Origin of the sequence: Streptomyces sp. NPDC020884, from assembly GCF_044333935.1 — a bacterium.
Classification (GTDB): domain Bacteria; phylum Actinomycetota; class Actinomycetes; order Streptomycetales; family Streptomycetaceae; genus Streptomyces.
Window position 1 is genome coordinate 377,014 of sequence record NZ_JBIRRY010000002.1, and the last position, 17,736, is coordinate 394,749.

Here is a 17,736-nt window from a genome sequence, read left to right on the forward strand (position 1 = left end):
CGAACGGCCCGGGAGGGGTTCACCCCCTCCCGGGCCGTTCGTCGTCACACGTGCCGCCGGGTCAGGCGGGGTTGTTCGCGTGGGTCAGTGTCTCCCAGGCGACGAACAGGTTGTTGGATCCGGCGGGGCGCTGCCGCTCGGTCAGCGTCTGCGTGTTGGTCATCGCGTGACCGAGCCGGTTGGACAGGGCGTTGAAGCCGACCTCCGTGATGGGACCGAGGCTGTCCTTGAGCGAGCCGCCGCACAGCGAGGACGGCACGGCCGCGCCCAGCTGGTACTTGGCGTGCAGCCCCATCGCGTGCCGCAGCCGGTCGGCGATCTCCGGGTAGAGGTCCTGGCCCTGGATGCGGCTGGTCTCGGCGATGTGGGAGATGGCGGAGATGCCGTAGCCGGTGTGGGTCAGATCGCGGCAGGTCTCCTGGGAGAGCCCGTCCATGAAGGTGGACTGGCCCTGCCAGTAGTTGATGACTTTGGCCCGCGTGTCGAGCCCGCTGCCCGGCGCGACCTTGGGCAGCGACCCGTCGGCGGTCACATAGATGTACGCGGGGACACGTCCGCGGAACTTGCCGACGGCCTTGTCGTAGGCGGCGCGGTCCTCCAGGAAGACCGCGATCCCGATCGCCGCCTCCGTCATGGACAGCTCCCAGTTGCCGTTGGAGTGGGAGCCGTTGGTCACCTCGGGCAGATAGACGTCGCGCAGCATCGTGCCGAAGCGGCCGGAGTTGGGCCAGCTGCTGTAGGTGTGCTTGATGATCTCGGCGGCGCGCGGCCAGGAGGAGCCGGCCCAGCCGGTCTGGAGCGGCGCGTTGCTGTTGGTGTGGTCCTTGATCACGGCCGACCAGGCGTCCATGATCTCGATGGCCTTCTGCGCGTACCTGCTGTCCTGCGTGATGTACCAGGCCAGGGAGAGCGTGTACGCGGCGATGGCGTCCTCGCGCTCGTCCGTGCAGCCGATGTTGGGGTTGGAGTAGGAGCCGCACTCGACGACCGCGCGCGGCTTGGCGGTGCGGGAGAGCGAGGCGTACCTGCTTCCCATCATCTGGTCGTGGGCGCTCTTCCAGGGCTGCGCGCCCGCCTGTACCCGGCCCCGGACGAAGTCCAGTTGCGGGCGGCTGACGAGCACGCCGGGGTGGGTGAAGTTCGCCGGGGCGGCGGCCGTGACGGGAGCCTCGGGCGGCGCCGTGGCCCGCTGCGCGAGGGCCGGTGCGGCGAGAGCGGTGGTGAGCAGCGCGGCCAGGCCTGCGGCGGTGCCGAGAACGCGGGAAATGGTGCCGGTGCGCATGTGGGGGTGCCTTCCGGTGCGGTGGCGGTTCAACGGCCCGACCCGACGCGGGAGTTCATGGATATGAACAACAGGCCGCATGCTGAACCCTGCGATGAGTCAGGAACGTAAAGCCATTCCATGGACACGTCAAGACTCTGTGTTCATTGCACGAAGGAACCCACCGGCATCCGCGCAGGGGCCCGGCACCGGTGCGGTGCCGGGCCCTTCGGGTCCGCCGTGACGCGCGCTCAGCGCATCAGCACGCCCGCGCCCTCCCCCGTCGCCTCGGTCGGCAGCGCGACCAGGCCCAGTTCGGCGCTGGTGGCCAGCAGCGCGTGGGCGGGCAGGACGCGCACGGTGTAGCCGTACGGTCCCGTCCGGTCCAGGGCGAGCGGCCCCTCGTACAGCCAGCGGTCCTCCAGGTCCTGGCCGCCCGCCGGCTTCAGCGGGAAGACCTGGGCATCGGCGATGGCGTCGCCGGAGTCGACCCGGCCCGCGACCACCTGGACCTCCACGTCGTCCGGGTCCAGGCCGCCCAGCGCGATCCGCACCCGCAGCGCCAGGGTGGCGCCGAGCTCGGCCGAGCCGCCCGCCGCGGTGTCGGTGACCGACTCCACATGGTCGACGGCGACTTCCGGCCAGGCCGCCCGGACCCTGGCCTTCCACTGGGCGAGATCCCGCGCGACCGCGGGCTCCAGGGCCCGCCGGGACTGCGCGGCGGGGGCGTACAGACGCTCCACGTACTCGCGCACCATCCGCCCCGCGAGCACCCGCGGACCGAGGTTGACCAGGGTGGAGCGGACCATCTCGATCCAGCGGTCGGGCAGGGCCCCGGCCCCCCGGTCGTAGAAGCGCGGGGCGACCCGGTCCTCGATCAGGGCGTACAGGGCGTTCGACTCCAGCTCGTCGCGGCGGTCCTCGTCGACCGCCGAGCCGTCGGCGGTGGGGATCTCCCAGCCGAAGTCCGGATCGAACCACTCGTCCCACCAGCCGTCGCGCACGGACAGGTTGAGACAGCCGTTCAGGGCCGCCTTCATCCCGCTCGTGCCGCAGGCCTCCAGGGGACGCAGCGGGTTGTTGAGCCAGACGTCGCAGCCCGGGTAGAGCTTCTGCGCCATGCCCATGCCGTAGTCCGGGAGGAAGACGATGCGGTGGCGCACCCGCGGGTCGTCCGCGAACCGCACCAGCTCCTGGACCAGCCGCTTCCCGCCGTCGTCGGCGGGGTGGGCCTTGCCCGCGACGACGATCTGGATCGGGTGCGTCGGGTGCAGCAGCAGCTCCCGCAGCCGGTCGCGGTCGCGCAGCATCAGCGTGAGCCGCTTGTACGAGGGGACCCGCCGGGCGAAGCCGATCGTCAGGACGTCCGGGTCGAGGACGCCGTCGATCCAGCCGAGCTCGGCGGTGCCCGCGCCGCGCCGCCGCCAGGAGGCGTAGAGCCGGCGGCGGACCTCGGTCACCAGCTGTCCGCGCAGGTCCCGGCGCAGGTCCCAGATCTCCTGGTCTCCGATGCCGGTCACCGCGTCCCAGCGGCGGGGGGTGCCGGTGGCCCCGTCGGCCTCGCCGGCCACCGGACCGCCCGCCAGCACCTGGTGGGCGCGGCCCTCGCCGACCTGGCCCGCACCGAGCCGGAACACCTCGGGGGCGACCCAGGTCGGTGCGTGGACGCCGTTGGTGACGGAGGTGATCGGCACCTCGGCGGGGTCGAAGCCCGGCCAGAGCCCGGAGAACATCTCCCGGCTGACGGCCCCGTGCAGGGTGGAGACGCCGTTGGCGCGCTGGGCCAGGCGCAGGCCCATCACCGCCATGTTGAACAGCTCCGGCTCGCCGCCGGGGTAGGTCTCGGTGCCGAGCCGCAGGATCTTCTCGACGCCGACGCCGGGCAGCTCGCCGTCGTCGCCGAAGTGGCGGGCGACGAGCCCCCGGTCGAAACGGTCTATCCCGGCGGGCACCGGGGTGTGGGTGGTGAAGACGGTCCCGGCCCTGACCACCTCGAGGGCGGCGTCGAAGTCGAGGCCGGTGGGGATCAGTTCGCGGATGCGCTCCAGGCCGAGGAAGCCGGCGTGGCCCTCGTTGGTGTGGAACACCTCCGGCTCCGGGGTGCCGGTCAGCCGGCACCAGGTGCGTACCGCGCGCACGCCGCCGATGCCGAGCAGCATCTCCTGGAGGAGGCGGTGGTCGCTGCCGCCGCCGTACAGCCGGTCGGTGACGTCGCGTTCGCCGGGGGCGTTCTCCTCGACGTCGGAGTCGAGCAGGAGCAGGGGGACACGGCCGACCCGGGCCAGCCAGACGCAGGCGTGCAGCGAGCGTCCGCCGGGCAGGGCGAGCACCACCCGGGCGGGGGTGCCGTCGGCCTCGCGGACCAGGTCGAGCGGGAGCTCGTTGGGGTCCAGGACGGGATAGTGCTCCTGCTGCCAGCCCTCGCGCGAGAGGGTCTGGCGGAAGTAGCCGTGCCGGTAGAGCAGCCCGACGCCGATGAGCGGGACGCCGAGGTCGCTGGCGGCCTTGAGGTGGTCGCCGGCCAGGATGCCGAGGCCGCCGCTGTACTGGGGCAGCGCCGCGGTGACGCCGAATTCCGGTGAGAAGTAGGCGACGGCGGAGGGGAGTTCGGCTCCGGCGGCCCGCTGTTCCTGATACCAGCGCGTGCCGTCCAGATACTCGGCGAGGTCGGCGGAGGCCGCGGCCAGGCGGCCGAGGTACTCCTCGTCCCGGGCCAGTTCGCTGAGCCGCCCGGCGGACAGCGAGCCGAGCAGGCGTACGGGGTCGGCGTCCGCGGGCCGCCAGCCCTCGGGGTCGGCGGACCGGAAGAGCTCTCGGGTCTCGTTATGCCACGACCAGCGCAGATTGCGCGCGAGGTCGTGCAGGGGTCGGAGGGGTTCGGGGAGGACAGGACGCACGGTGAATCGACGAATGGCCTTCACGTACTCCACCTTTACAGGGGACTTGCGCATCCGAGCGGACGCACCACGGTGTGCGCCCCTTCCGTCACCCCTGACGGTAGCGGCCGTCCGTGGCCGCCTGCCACGGCGCGCGGACGGCGCGCGGGGTCCGGGACCGGTCGCCGCGCGCCTCCTCACAGCCGCACCACGCACCCCGTCCGTGACCTCTCGTCACTTCGCTCACCTGGGGGTTTGGCCGATATCACCCCCGTACGCAGCCTTGTGGACCTCCCTGACACAGGGAAGGCTGCCGTGTGGCGCCGCAGAGCGGGTATCCGGAATCCGTGGAGGCGCCTCGGGCCCCTGCGCCCACCGGAGGCGTGCGCGCCGCGCACGGCGGGGGCCGATCCGCCGGCTACGACCGAGTAGTTAACACGGCACCGCATTTCCCACCCGCGGACGCGGGGAAGGCTTCCCCGGTACACGTCACGACCCGGCCCGCAGATGTTCTCCGTGCATTCCGAAACATGCATGAAACCCCCGCGACCCACCCATTCGAGTGCCATTCGAGTGAACGCGGACAGGAGCGGCCATGCCCACAGCCCGTCAGCGGACAGCTGAGCAGCTACAAAGGACAGATCCCCGTCTTCGCGGCACGCGCGGTCGGTCCTCCGCGCCCGTGCCGTCCCCCGTGTACGCCGAGCTCCTCCAGCCCCCAGGTGATTCCATGATCGGTCGTATTCCCGTCCTGGACGTCCGTCCTCTCGTCGACTGCGGCAGACGGGCGGCGAAGGCCGTCGTCGGTGAGACCTTCCAGGTCACCGCCACCGTCTTCCGCGAAGGCCACGACGCGGTGGCCGCCAATGTCGTGCTGCGCGATCCGAGCGGACGGGTCGGGCCGTGGACGCCGATGCGCGAGCAGGCCCGGGGGACGGACCGGTGGGGGGCCGAGGTCACCCCGGGGTCCGAGGGCCGCTGGACGTACACGGTGGAGGCCTGGAGCGATCCGGTCACCACCTGGCGGCACACCGCCGCGATCAAGATCCCGGCGGGCATCGACACGGACCTGGTGCTGGCCGAGGGCGCGGCCCTGCTGGAGCGGGCCGCCGCGGGCGTCCCGAAGAAGCACGGCCGCGAGGCGGTGCTGGCCGCCGTGGACGCGCTGCGCGACACCGCCCACCCGCCGGCCGCCCGGCTGGCCGCGGCGCTGACCCCGGCCGCCGACGCGGTCCTCGCCCGGTATCCGCTGCGCGAACTGGTCACCCGCTCCAAGCCGCTGGCGGTGCGGGTGGAGCGCGAGCGGGCGCTGTTCGGGTCGTGGTACGAGCTGTTCCCGCGCTCGGAGGGGGCGCGCCGGGTGCCGGTGGACCCGGCGGACACCTCACCGGACGCGGAGACCCGGCTGGTCAGCGGCACCTTCCGGACGGCCGCCGAGCGGCTGCCCGCGGTCGCCGCGATGGGGTTCGACGTCGTGTATCTGCCCCCGGTCCACCCGATCGGGACCACCCACCGCAAGGGGCCGGACAACTCCCTGACGCCCGGTGAGCACGATCCGGGCGTGCCGTGGGCGATCGGTTCGGCCGACGGCGGGCACGACGCGGTCCATCCGGAGCTGGGGACCCTGGCGGACTTCGACCACTTCGTGTCGGTGGCCCGCAATCTGCGGATGGAGATCGCGTTGGACTTCGCGCTCCAGTGCTCGCCGGACCACCCGTGGGTCAAGGAGCACCCGGACTGGTTCCACCACCGCCCCGACGGTTCGATCGCGTACGCCGAGAACCCGCCGAAGAAGTACCAGGACATCTATCCGATCGCCTTCGACAAGGACATGCGCGGTCTGGTGGCGGAGACCGTACGGATCCTGCGCTTCTGGATGGACCACGGAGTGCGTATCTTCCGGGTCGACAACCCGCACACCAAGCCGGTGGTCTTCTGGGAGAAGGTCATCGAGGAGATCAACGGCGCCGACCCCGATGTGATCTTCCTGGCGGAGGCGTTCACCCGCCCGGCGATGATGCACACCCTGGGCGCGGTCGGCTTCCAGCAGTCGTACACGTACTTCACCTGGCGCACCACCCGGCAGGAGCTGACGGAGTACGTCACGGAGCTGGCCGGCGAGGCCGCCTCGTACATGCGGCCCAACTTCTTCGTGAACACCCCCGACATCCTTCCCGGACACCTCCAGGAGGGCGGCCGCCCGGCCTTCGAGGCACGGGCGGTCCTGGCCGCGACGCTCGTCCCCTCCTGGGGCGTGTACGCGGGATTCGAGCTGTGCGAGAACACTCCGGCGGCGCCGGGGAGCGAGGAGTACCTGCACTCGGAGAAGTACGAACTGCGCCCGAGGGACTGGGAGTCGGCGGAACGCGAGGGCCGCACGCTCACGCCCCTGATCACCTCGCTGAACCGGATCCGCCGGCGTAACCCCGCTCTGCGGCAGCTGCGCGACGTCCACTTCCACCACACCGACAACGAAGCGCTGATCGCCTACAGCAAGCGCTCCGGAACGAACACCGTGCTGGTGGTCGTGAACCTCGACCCGCACCACACCCAGGAGGCCACGGTCTCGTTGGACATGGAGCGGCTCGGCCTCTCATGGCACGAGCGCGTACCGGTGCGCGATGAGCTCACCGGCGATACCTATCACTGGGGCAGGGCCTTCTATGTGCGCCTAGAGCCGGGCATCACGCCCGCGCACATCGCCGTCCTGCGACCGTCCCCGCCGACCGGAGGGTCACCCACACCATGATCGTCAATGAGCCCGTCCACGACACGTTCGAGGACACCCCCGCCAAGGACCGCGATCCCGACTGGTTCAAGCGCGCCGTCTTCTACGAGGTGCTCGTCCGGTCCTTCCAGGACTCCAACGGCGACGGAATCGGCGACCTCAAGGGCATCACCGCCAAGCTGGACTATCTCCAGTGGCTCGGCGTCGACTGCCTCTGGCTGCCGCCGTTCTTCAAGTCGCCGCTGCGCGACGGGGGCTACGACGTCTCCGACTACACCGCGGTCCTGCCGGAGTTCGGCGATCTCGCCGACTTCGTGGAGTTCGTGGACGCCTCGCACCAGCGGGGCATGCGCGTCATCATCGACTTCGTCATGAACCACACGAGCGACCAGCACGAGTGGTTCCAGCAGTCCCGCACCGACCCGGACGGGCCGTACGGCGACTACTACGTCTGGGCCGACGACGACAAGCAGTTCCAGGACGCCCGGATCATCTTCGTCGACACCGAGACGTCGAACTGGACCTTCGACCCGGTGCGCAAGCAGTACTACTGGCACCGCTTCTTCTCGCACCAGCCGGACCTCAACTACGAGAACCCGGCCGTGCAGGAAGAGATCATGGCCGCCCTGCGCTTCTGGCTTGACCTGGGCATCGACGGCTTCCGGGTCGACGCGGTGCCCTACCTCTACCAGCGCGAGGGCACCAACTGCGAGAACCTCCCCGAGACCCACCACTTCCTCAAGCGGGTCCGCAAGGAGATCGACGCCAACTACCCGGACACCGTGCTGCTCGCCGAGGCCAACCAGTGGCCCGAGGACGTCGTCGACTACTTCGGCGACTACGAGCAGGGCGGCGACGAATGCCACATGGCGTTCCACTTCCCCGTGATGCCGCGGATCTTCATGGCGGTGCGCCGCGAGAGCCGCTATCCGGTCTCCGAGATCCTGGCGAAGACCCCGGCGATCCCGAAGAACTGCCAGTGGGGCATCTTCCTGCGCAACCACGACGAGCTCACCCTCGAGATGGTCACGGACGAAGAGCGCGACTACATGTACGCGGAGTACGCCAAGGACCCGCGGATGCGCGCCAACATCGGCATCCGCCGGCGCCTCGCCCCGCTGCTGGACAACGACCGCAACCAGATCGAGCTGTTCACCGCGCTGCTGCTGTCGCTGCCCGGCTCCCCGATCCTCTACTACGGGGACGAGATCGGGATGGGCGACAACATCTGGCTGGGCGACCGGGACGCGGTGCGCACCCCGATGCAGTGGACGCCCGACCGCAACGCCGGGTTCTCCTCCAGTGATCCGGGGCGGCTCTACCTCCCCACGATCATGGACCCGGTCTACGGCTACCAGGTCACCAACGTCGAGGCGTCGATGGCCTCGCCGTCCTCGCTGCTGCACTGGACCCGGCGGATGATCGAGATCCGGAAGCAGAATCCGGCCTTCGGTCTCGGCGAGTACACCGAACTGCCGTCCTCCAACCCGGCGGTGCTGGCGTTCACCCGCGAGTACAAGGACGACCTCGTCCTGTGCGTGCACAACTTCTCGCGGTTCGCCCAGCCGACGGAACTGGACCTGCGATCGTTCAACGGACGTCATCCGGTGGAATTGATCGGCGGGGTACGCTTCCCGGCCATCGGTCAGTGGCCCTACCTGCTGACCCTTGCGGGACACGGCTTCTACTGGTTCCGGCTGCGCAAGGACGCGCCGCCGGCCTGATGCCCGGCCGGCCCCGTGCGGGACGGTTTCCGCCGTCCCGCACGGGGCACCCTGACCCCAGAAAGGCCTCGGGCCTTCACGGCTCCGGCGCCTTCGGCCGTCACGGTTCCGCCGTTCGAGTCCGTACGGACCTTCCTCTCCCGACACGTCCCGCACAGCCGGACAGCCATTGCCGCAATCCGGGACACTCTTCGCATCCTGTGGTGTGCCCGGGGAAAGGACGCGATGCCATGTCGGAGGCTGCATCCACTCACGTCGCCCTGGCGAAGAGCACGAGGAACAGCGCAACGCACAGCGGTACGCCGGACGGGGCCCTGCTCCCGTCCCTCGCCCCGCTGCTCCATGAATGGCTGCCCCGACAGCGGTGGTTCGCCGGCAAGGGCCGGCCGGTCACCGGCTTCTCCCTGGTCTCGGCCACCGAGATGCTGCCGCTGGACGGCGCGGCGGGTCCGGGACTGCTCCATCTCCTGCTGCGCGTCCAGCAGTCCACCGTGCCGGTGCATCCGGCCGAGGACTGCTACCAACTGCTCCTGGGTGCAAGAACGTCACTGCCGCCGCTGCTCGCGGGAGCTCTGATCGGCCGGGTGGAGCGGGGGCCGCTCGCCGGACGGACCGTCTACGACGCGCTGCACGACCCGCGGCTGGCCGATCTGCTGCTGGAGCGCTTCCGCCGCCCCGGGAGCCTCGGCTCGCTGCGCTTCGAGCGGACCGGCGCGCTCCCGGCCGGTCTCGCGCCCCGGGTGCTGGACGCCGAGCAGTCCAACTCCTCGCTCGTCTACGGGGACGCGTTCATCCTCAAGATCTTCCGGCGCGTCTTCCCGGGCACCAACCCGGACCTGGAGCTGCCCCTCGCGCTCACCGGCGAGGGGTGCGAGCGGGTACCGGCCCCGGTCGCCTGGTTCGAGGCCCCGGGCGCCGAACCGCTCACCCTCGGAGTCCTCCAGCCGTTCCTGCACGGAGCGCGCGACGGCTGGCAGCTCGCGCTGGCAGCCCTCGCCGCGGGCCGCGACTTCCTGCCGGAGGCGCGGGCGCTGGGCCGGGCCACCGCCGAGGTGCACACCGCGCTCGCCGCCGCACTGCCGACCCCGGCGCTGCGCGGCACCCAGACCCGGCAGCTCGTCTCCCAGATGACCCAGCGTCTGGAGGCCGCCGCCCAGGCCGTCCCGGCACTCGTGCCGTACGTCCCCGGGCTGCGCGCCGCGTTCGAGGCGGTGACGGATCTCGGGGTCCGGGGCAGCGGCTGGGCCCAGCAGCGGGTGCACGGCGATCTCCACCTCGGACAGACGCTGCGCTCCGCCGACGGGTTCTGGTCGCTGATCGACTTCGAGGGCGAACCGGCCCGCCCGCTGCCCGAGCGCCGCAGGCCCGCGCCTCCGGTGCGCGATGTCGCGGGCATGCTGCGGTCCTTCGACTACGCGGCCCGCTCGCACCGCCCGTGGAACCCGGAGTGGGCGGCCCGCTGCCGTGCCGCCTACTGCGAGGGCTACGCACAGGCGTCGGGCAGCGATCCGCGCGGCGAACCGGAGCTGCTGCGCGCCCACGAGACCGACAAGGCCGTGTACGAGGTGCTGTACGAGGCCCGGCACCGCCCCGACTGGCTGCCGGTTCCGATGGCGGCCATCCAACGGCTGGCCCAGTCCGCAGCCGCCTGAGCCGGGCTCCTTTCTCGCTCCTCCCTTCTCTCCCCGCTCTCCCCTCTCTCCTCTCCTCTCGCCGCTCCCCTCCGCCCGCGCTTCCCTCTCACCCTCCGAGGAGGCAGTCCCTGTGACCGCCCGCAAGCCGTCCCGCAAGGCATCCCGCAAGACCGCCGAAGTCCCCGCCGAGACCGTCGTCGAAGCCGCCGTCGAAGCCGCCGTGGACGTAGCGGCCGCGCCGACGCCCGCGCCCGCTCCCACCACCACGAAGGCCGCACCGGCCAAGCGCGTCCGGCCCCGGCGGGCGGACGCGGGCCCGCCGCGCCCCCGGCAGGCCGGCGACGGCCAGGGCGCACGGCCCGCCCCGGCCCTGGACGGCGCGGACCGCGGCCGGCTGCTGGCCGGCGACCACCACGCGCCGCACGACGTGCTCGGCGCGCACCCGGTCCCGGGCGGGGTGCTGGTCCGGGCGCTGCGGCCGTTCGCGCGGTCCGTCACGGTGCTGGCGACCGGGCTGCGGGCCGAGCTGCACGACGACGGCGACGGCTTCTTCTCCGGCGTGCTGCCGGTGCCGGAGGCGCCCGCGTACCGGTTCGAAGTGGTCTACGACGACAACACCGTCGAGGCGGAGGACCCGTACCGCTTCTGGCCCGCGATCGGCGAACTCGATCTGCATCTGATCGGCGAGGGCCGCCACGAGGAGCTGTGGCGGGCGCTCGGCACGGAGCCGATGGAGCACCAGGGAGTGGCCGGCACCCGGTTCACCCTGTGGGCGCCGAACGCGCGGGGCGTGCGGATCACCGGTGACTTCAACTACTGGGACGGCACGGGCTTCCCGATGCGTTCGCTCGGCTCGACCGGGGTGTGGGAGCTGTTCGTGCCCGGGGTCGGCGAGGGCGCCCTGTACAAGTACGACATCTGCCGCCCGGACGGTTCGCACACGGTGCGGGCCGACCCGATGGCCCGGCGCGCCGAGGTCCCGCCCGCGACCGCCTCGATCGTCACCGCCGCGCACCACGAGTGGCAGGACGCGGACTGGATGGCGCACCGCGGCGACCGACCGGTCCACGAGGCGCCGTTCTCGGTGTACGAGATCCATCTCGCTTCCTGGCGACCGGGCTTGACGTACCGTCAACTGGCGGAGCAGCTCCCGGCGTACGTCAAGGATCTGGGCTTCACGCATGTCGAGCTGATGCCGGTGTCGGAGCATCCCTTCGGCGGCTCCTGGGGCTATCAGGTCACCGGGTTCTACGCACCGACCTCGCGGATGGGCACCCCGGACGACTTCCGCTTCCTGGTGGACGCCCTGCACCGGGCGGGCATCGGCGTGATCATGGACTGGGTTCCGGCCCACTTCCCGCGCGACGACTGGGCGTTGGCGGAGTTCGACGGACGGCCGCTGTACGAGCACTCCGACCCGCAGCGCGCCGCGCACCCGGACTGGGGGACGCTGGAGTTCGACTACGGCCGCACCGAGGTCCGCAACTTCCTCGTCGCCAACGCCACGTACTGGTGCGAGGAGTTCCACATCGACGGGCTGCGGGTCGACGCGGTGGCCTCGATGCTCTACCTCGACTACTCCCGCGAGGACGGCCAGTGGTCGCCCAACGAGTCCGGCGGGCGGGAGAACCTGGACGCGGTCGCGTTCCTCCAGGAGATGAACGCGACCGTCTACCGCCGCAACCCCGGCGTCGTCACCATCGCCGAGGAGTCCACCGCCTGGGACGGGGTCACCCGGCCCACCGACGGCGGCGGCCTGGGCTTCGGACTGAAGTGGAACATGGGCTGGATGCACGACTCGCTGCAGTACGTGGCGAAGGAGCCGGTGCACCGCAAGTACCACCACAACGAGATGACGTTCTCGATGGTGTACGCCTACAGCGAGAACTACGTGCTGCCGATCTCGCACGACGAGGTGGTGCACGGCAAGCAGGCGCTGGTGTCGAAGATGCCCGGCGACTGGTGGCAGCAGCGTGCCAACCACCGCGCCTACCTGGGCTTCATGTGGGCCCACCCCGGCAAGCAACTCCTCTTCATGGGGCAGGAGTTCGCCCAGGGAGCGGAGTGGTCCGAGGGGCACGGGCCGGACTGGTGGCTGCTGGACCCCTCCTACGGGGCGTCCGACGACCACCGCGGGGTGCGGACCCTGGTCGGCGACCTGAACGCGGTGTACGGGGCGGTGCCCGCGCTGTGGCAGCGGGACACCGTGCCGGAGGGGTTCAGCTGGGTGGACGGCGGCGCGGCCGAGGACAACGTGTTCGCGTTCCTGCGGTACGACGCGGACGGCTCCCCGCTGCTGGCGGTCTCGCACTTCTCCCCGGCGGTCCGGAGCGACTACCGCCTCGGGGTGCCGGAGACCGGCACGGAGGGCTGGGTGGAGGTCCTGAACACCGACGCGGCCCGCTACGGCGGCGGCGACGTGCGCAACGAGGAGCCGCTGAAGGCGGAGGCGGTCCCCGCGCACGGCCGGCCCTCCAGCATCTCGCTGACGCTGCCGCCGCTGGCGACGGTGTGGTTCCGTCCGGCGTAGCCCGGACGGGCCGGTGAACGGCCGGGGCCGGCGCCGCGTCTCCCCTGACGCGGCGCCGGCCCCTCCCCCGTTCAGGCCCTGCTCCTGGCGTGCCTCAGTGTCCGGCGGCGATCACCTCGACGATGCTCGACCAGGACGCGGCGCCGTGCCCCCGGGCGATCGCCCGGTCGGTCACGGACTTGAGCCCCGCCAGCTGCGAGACGTCCAGGCCCCGGTCCTTCGCGGTGTGCAGGATGTGCTCGACGCTCGCCGCCATCATGGCGAGGTTCGCGCCCTCGCCGACGTAGCTGCGGGTGTCGATGTCGGTCGCCGTGTACGCGGCGATCGGCGGCAGGATGCCCGCGATCGTGTTGAGGTACGGGGCGAGCGACGCGCCGTCGATGCCCTCCGCGCGGGCCAGCGCGAAGGCGTGGACGAGGCCGCCCATGGCCCCGTAGAAGAAGTCCAGCATCGCCATGTCGTAGGCGGCGGCCAGCCCGTGGTCCGCACCGAGGAAGGTGGCGGGCGCGCCGAGCGCCTTGAGGGCCGGCTCGTGGGCCTCGAACGCGGCCCGGTCGCCGGAGTGGAACACCAGCGCCTGCGCCGATCCGACCACGTCGACCGGCACCATGATCGCCCCGTCGAGGTAGGCCAGGGAGTGCTTCTCGGCCCAGGCGGCGGCCTGCCGCGAGCGCGCCGGGGTGTCCGAGGTGAGGTTGACCAGGACCCGCCCCTCCAGGGCCCCGGCCAGCGGCTCCAGGACCGCGTCGGATGCGTCGTAGTCGACGAGGCAGACCACGACGAGTCCGCTCGCCCGCACGGCCTCCTCGGCGGACGCGGCCCGCACCGCGCCCCGGGCGACGAGGTCCTCGCCCTTGCCGGGGGAACGGTTCCAGACGGTGGTGGGGTGGCCGGCGGCCAGGAAGGCTCCGGCCAGGGCGCGGCCCATGTCGCCGAGGCCGAGAACGGTGACAGGTGCGGGATTCGGTGTGTTCGCTTGCGTCATGGGGACCATGCTGGGCGGGCGGAGGCGGCTTGCCCAGAACCCACTTGACTGTCAGATACGCACTTTCGGGAAAGGATCCAGCTCAGGGCGTTCTGCCTGGTCAGGATCGGTTCGCCGCATCCCGGCAGCCCTCCGGCCCGTCAGTCCGTCAGTCCGTGACGAGGACGTCCGCCAGCTCCTGGAGCAGTTTCCGCTTCGGTCGCGCGCCGACGATCGACTTCACCGGCTCGCCCGCCCGGAAGACCATCAGGGTCGGCGTCGCCAGCACGCCGTACCGGACGGCGATCGCGGTCTGGCGGTCGACGTCGAGCTGGACGATCCGCATCCGGTCGGCCTCCTGGCGGGCGATCTCCCCCAGGACCGGGGCCAGTTGGCGGCAGGGGCCGCACCAGTCGGCGGTGAACTGGACCAGCACGGGCCGTGCGGATTCCAGCACCTCCGACGCGAAGGTCTCCTCGGTGACGTCGGTGACGCCTTCGATCCGGATCATGATGGTCCTCCCAGTTCGCAGCGGGGCGCCGGACCACCGGGCAGGTCGGCCGACGCCTCCAGTTCGGCTCGGGCGAGCTGCGCGCCGACCTCGGCGCGCACCGATGCGAGCTGACCGATCAGCGCGTCCAGCTCGTCGAGCTTGCGCCGGTAGACGGCGAGCGAGGCGGGACAGGAGTCGCCGGCCGGGTGGCCGGCGCGCAGGCAGTCGACGAAGGGCCTCGTCTCCTCCAGGTCGAACCCGAAGTCCTGCAGGGTCCGGATCTGCTGGAGGAGACCCAGGTCCCCCTCGTCGTAGCTGCGGTAGCCGTTCTCCGCGCGCCGCGCGGGCAGCAGCCCGCGCGACTCGTAGTAGCGGAGCGTCCGCGTCGTCGTCCCGGCCCGCTGGGCCAGCTCCCCGATTCGCATGGGACGACGGTATTCCTTGACGCCGACGTCAAGGCAAGGGCGTCGGCGTCGGCGTCAAGGCAGGGCAGAGCAGGGGCGTGGGCCTGGGCGCGGGCGTCACACCGGGATCCGCGCCGCCGGCTCGCGCCGTCAGCTCGCGCGGGCCGCCGACCTCCGGCGCATGGCCCAGACGATGCCGCCGCCCGCCGCCACGGCCGCGGCGGCCATGCCCGCGAGCGGGACGGTGGAGTCCGAGCCGGTCGCCGCGAGGTTTCCGCTGCCGGCCGTCTGCGGGGTGACGCCGCCGGTCGCCGAGCCGCCCGTGTCGGCGGAGCCGCCCGAGGCGCCCGAGCCGCCGGTGCCGCCCGTGGAACCGGTGGTGCCGGAGCCGCCTCCGGTGGACGAGGAACCGCCCGTGGAGCCGGAGGATCCGGAGGTGTCCGAGCCCTTGCCGGTGTCGAGCACGATCTGCGCGGTGTCGTTGGCCGCGTTCCGGTCGAAGGGACGGTCGGCGCCGCCGAAGGAGACCTCACCCGTGGTGGGGCCCACCGCCTTGTCGATGCGCAGGACGAACGGGTAGCTCTCGCCGCCGTCCACGTCGACCCAGGACTGCGAGGTTCCGCAGCGGTAGTGCGTCTTGGTGACCGCGTCGCAGTATCCGTGCGCCTTGACGACGGACGTGCCCTTGGGGATGTGGACGTCGACGGTGGCCACGCTCTGGTCGATCGTCCCCTGCACCCGGGCGGGGCCCTTGTTGGCGAACTTCACCGTCGCAGTGACCTTGTCGCCGACCTCGCCCTTCAGCTCGGCGCCGGTCAGCGCGAAGTCGGCGGTGTTCGCCGCGGTGACGTCGGCCGAGGCGTCGGACTCCGGGTGGTTCTCGCGGTCGGCGTCGGTGGCCGGGTCCCCCTCGACCAGCGTGAGCGGGTCGCCGGTGCCCTGCACCGGGTCCGTGGAGCCGCTGTCGCCCGCGTCCGGGTCCGGCTCGGTGACGCCGATCGTCACCCGCAGGTTGTCGTAGAGCGCGGAGTCGAGCGCCTTCAGGGAGAGGGGCTTCTCCGTCCTGTAGACGACGCCCGGCGCCAGCGGCTGGTCGATCCGGCAGGCGGCGACATGCGCGTCGGGCATCTCGTCGTAGGAGGGGATCGTGTAGTAGCTGCAGTTCTTGTGCATCTCGTCCGCCTTCAGGCCGGGCGAGACGGCGTACGTCACGTAGGAGACGGGGACCGCCTCCGTCCCCTTGTTGAGGAAGGTGAGGGGCGTGGAGAACGCGGCTCCGGGCTGAACCCCCTTGATCGGCGCGATCGTCCCGACGCCGAGGTCCGGCTCCGGTTCGGCGGCGAGCGCCGGCGCGGCGCCCAGCGCCACCAGTGCGGCGGCGGCTATGGCGGCGGTCCCGCCGCGGAGGGTCCGGCGGCGGGAGGGGGTGATGCGCATGGAAGTCCTTCGGTTGTGGGGCGCGTGGGGCGGACTGCGGTCCTTCACCACTCAAGACCCTTGCCGGGCAAGGAGGGTTGCACCGGCCGCCCGGATCTCTGCCACGGGGTGCACGACGACCGTCCGAAGACCACAAGGGTGAGGAAGGGGCACAGGCAACGCAAGGACACCCGTACCGTGGGATACGGGTGTCCTTGGGGGTCCGCGGCGGCCGTGGGGGGTGCCGCGACGGTCCTGGAGGGTGGCGCGGATCAGACCTTGGCGGGCTGCTCGTCGGCGGTCTCCCGCTGCTCGGGGACCTCGCCGGAGCCGCCTGCCGGGGCGTGGTCGTCCACGAGGGTCTTCTCGTCGAACGGGACCCGGCCGGCCAGCACCTCGTTCACCCGGTCCTTGTCGATCTCCTTGGTCCAGTGGCCGACCAGGACCGTGGCGACCGCGTTGCCGGCGAAGTTGGTGAGTGCGCGGGCCTCGCTCATGAAGCGGTCGATGCCGACGATCAGGCCGACGCCGTCGACGAGTTCGGGGCGGTGCGACTGGAGTCCGCCGGCCAGGGTCGCCAGGCCCGCGCCGGTCACGCCGGCCGCGCCCTTCGAGGCGATGATCATGAAGACCAGCAGCGAGATCTGCTCGCTCGCGCTCAGCGGGTCACCCATCGCGTTGGCGATGAACAGCGAGGACATCGTGAGGTAGATCGCGGTGCCGTCGAGGTTGAAGGAGTAGCCGGTCGGCACGGTGATGCCGACGACGGGCTTGCTGACGCCCAGGTGCTCCATCTTCGCGATCAGCCGCGGCAGGGCCGACTCGGAGGAGGAGGTGGACAGGATGAGCAGGAACTCGCGGCCCAGGTACTTCAGCAGCGAGAACAGGTTCACCCCGGCGACCAGCCGCAGGATCGCGCCGAGCACCACGAAGACGAACAACGCGCAGGTGACGTAGAACCCGATCATGATGATCGCCAGGGACTTCAGGGCGTCGAGGCCCGTCTCCCCGACCACCGCGGCGATCGCGCCGAACGCGCCGACCGGGGCGGCCCACATGATCATGGCGAGGATGCGGAAGACGAGGCGCTGGATGTGGGTGATGCCACGGATGATCGGCTCACCGGTGGACCCCATCGCCTGGAGCGCGAAGCCCGCGAGCAGCGCGACGAGCAGGGTCTGGAGGACCTCGCCCGCGGTGAACGCGGAGACGATCGTGGTCGGGATGATGCCGAGGAGGAAGTCCGCGGTGGACTCGCTCGCACCCGAAGCCTGCGCCTCGCCGGCGGCCCGCGCCTGCTCGGTGATGTGGAGGGTGGAGCCGGGCTCCAGGACGTTGCCGACCAGCAGGCCGATGGCGAGGGCCACCGTCGACATGACCAGGAAGTAGCCGAGCGCCAGACCGCCGACCGCACCGACCTTCGCGGCCTTGCGCACCGAGCCGACGCCCAGGACGATCGTGCAGAAGATGATCGGCGAGATCATCATCTTGATCAGGTTCACGAAGCCGGCGCCGATGGGCTTCAGCTCGACGGCCACCCCGGGGGCGGCGAAGCCGACGAGGATGCCGAGCGCGACGGCACCGATGACGGCGATGTACAGATAGTGGGTTCGGTCCCGCTGTTTGGCTGCCACTGCCACGGCTGGCTCCTCGGCTCGGTCATGCGCCCCCGTCCCTGGGGGCTCCGGCGACTATCCACCGCCCTG

The 17,736-nt window shown here is 71.5% G+C and carries 11 protein-coding genes; 4 read left to right on the plus strand and 7 right to left on the minus strand.

The annotated features are described in order from the left end of the window. Positions 1–61: 61 nt before the first annotated feature. Together ACH4UK_RS08495 and glgP are read right to left on the minus strand one after the other, a co-directional pair. Positions 62–1,282, minus strand: a complete 1,221-nt coding sequence (locus ACH4UK_RS08495) for an alginate lyase family protein (RefSeq protein WP_398355259.1) — start codon at positions 1,280–1,282, stop codon at positions 62–64. Between the two features lie 230 nt (positions 1,283–1,512). Beyond that, a complete protein-coding gene (glgP, locus tag ACH4UK_RS08500; protein ID WP_398355260.1) occupies positions 1,513–4,182 on the minus strand; it encodes an alpha-glucan family phosphorylase in 2,670 nt (889 codons plus the stop codon). A 685-nt stretch (positions 4,183–4,867) separates the two neighbouring features. Between glgP and ACH4UK_RS08505 the strand changes: the two genes are divergently transcribed. The 4 genes from ACH4UK_RS08505 (at position 4,868) to glgB (ending at position 12,753) form a co-directional block, all read left to right on the plus strand. Next, a complete protein-coding gene (locus ACH4UK_RS08505; RefSeq protein WP_398355262.1) occupies positions 4,868–6,886 on the plus strand; it encodes an alpha-1,4-glucan--maltose-1-phosphate maltosyltransferase in 2,019 nt (672 codons plus the stop codon). Beyond that, entirely contained in the window at positions 6,883–8,589 is a 1,707-nt protein-coding gene (treS, locus tag ACH4UK_RS08510) for a maltose alpha-D-glucosyltransferase (protein ID WP_398355264.1), read from the plus strand. The genes ACH4UK_RS08505 and treS overlap by 4 nt, the downstream gene beginning before the upstream one ends. 230 nt (positions 8,590–8,819) lie before the next feature. Then, complete coding sequence (locus tag ACH4UK_RS08515) at positions 8,820–10,241, plus strand: phosphotransferase (protein WP_398355265.1); 1,422 nt, start codon at positions 8,820–8,822, stop codon at positions 10,239–10,241. Positions 10,242–10,353: 112 nt separating this feature from the next. Beyond that, a complete protein-coding gene (gene glgB / locus ACH4UK_RS08520) occupies positions 10,354–12,753 on the plus strand; it encodes a 1,4-alpha-glucan branching enzyme (RefSeq protein ID WP_398355267.1) in 2,400 nt (799 codons plus the stop codon). A 94-nt stretch (positions 12,754–12,847) separates the two neighbouring features. Here the strand turns inward: glgB and ACH4UK_RS08525 are convergent, their stop codons facing one another. The 5 genes from ACH4UK_RS08525 to ACH4UK_RS08545 form a co-directional block, all read right to left on the minus strand. After that, on the minus strand, positions 12,848–13,738 hold the full coding sequence (locus ACH4UK_RS08525) for an NAD(P)-dependent oxidoreductase (protein WP_398355269.1): 891 nt from the start codon (positions 13,736–13,738) through the stop codon (positions 12,848–12,850). A gap of 148 nt (positions 13,739–13,886) precedes the next feature. Further along, positions 13,887–14,228, minus strand: a complete 342-nt coding sequence (gene trxA, locus ACH4UK_RS08530; protein ID WP_398355271.1) for a thioredoxin — start codon at positions 14,226–14,228, stop codon at positions 13,887–13,889. Further along, complete coding sequence (locus ACH4UK_RS08535; protein ID WP_398355272.1) at positions 14,225–14,635, minus strand: MerR family transcriptional regulator; 411 nt, start codon at positions 14,633–14,635, stop codon at positions 14,225–14,227. Before ACH4UK_RS08535 ends, trxA begins: the two co-directional genes overlap by 4 nt. A 129-nt stretch (positions 14,636–14,764) precedes the next feature. Then, the gene (locus ACH4UK_RS08540; RefSeq protein WP_398355274.1) at positions 14,765–16,051 is read right to left on the minus strand and encodes an LAETG motif-containing sortase-dependent surface protein; all 1,287 of its coding nucleotides are present in this window, start codon (positions 16,049–16,051) and stop codon (positions 14,765–14,767) included. 251 nt (positions 16,052–16,302) lie between these two features. After that, entirely contained in the window at positions 16,303–17,670 is a 1,368-nt protein-coding gene (locus ACH4UK_RS08545; RefSeq protein ID WP_398355276.1) for a cation:dicarboxylate symporter family transporter, read from the minus strand. Positions 17,671–17,736: the final 66 nt, after the last annotated feature.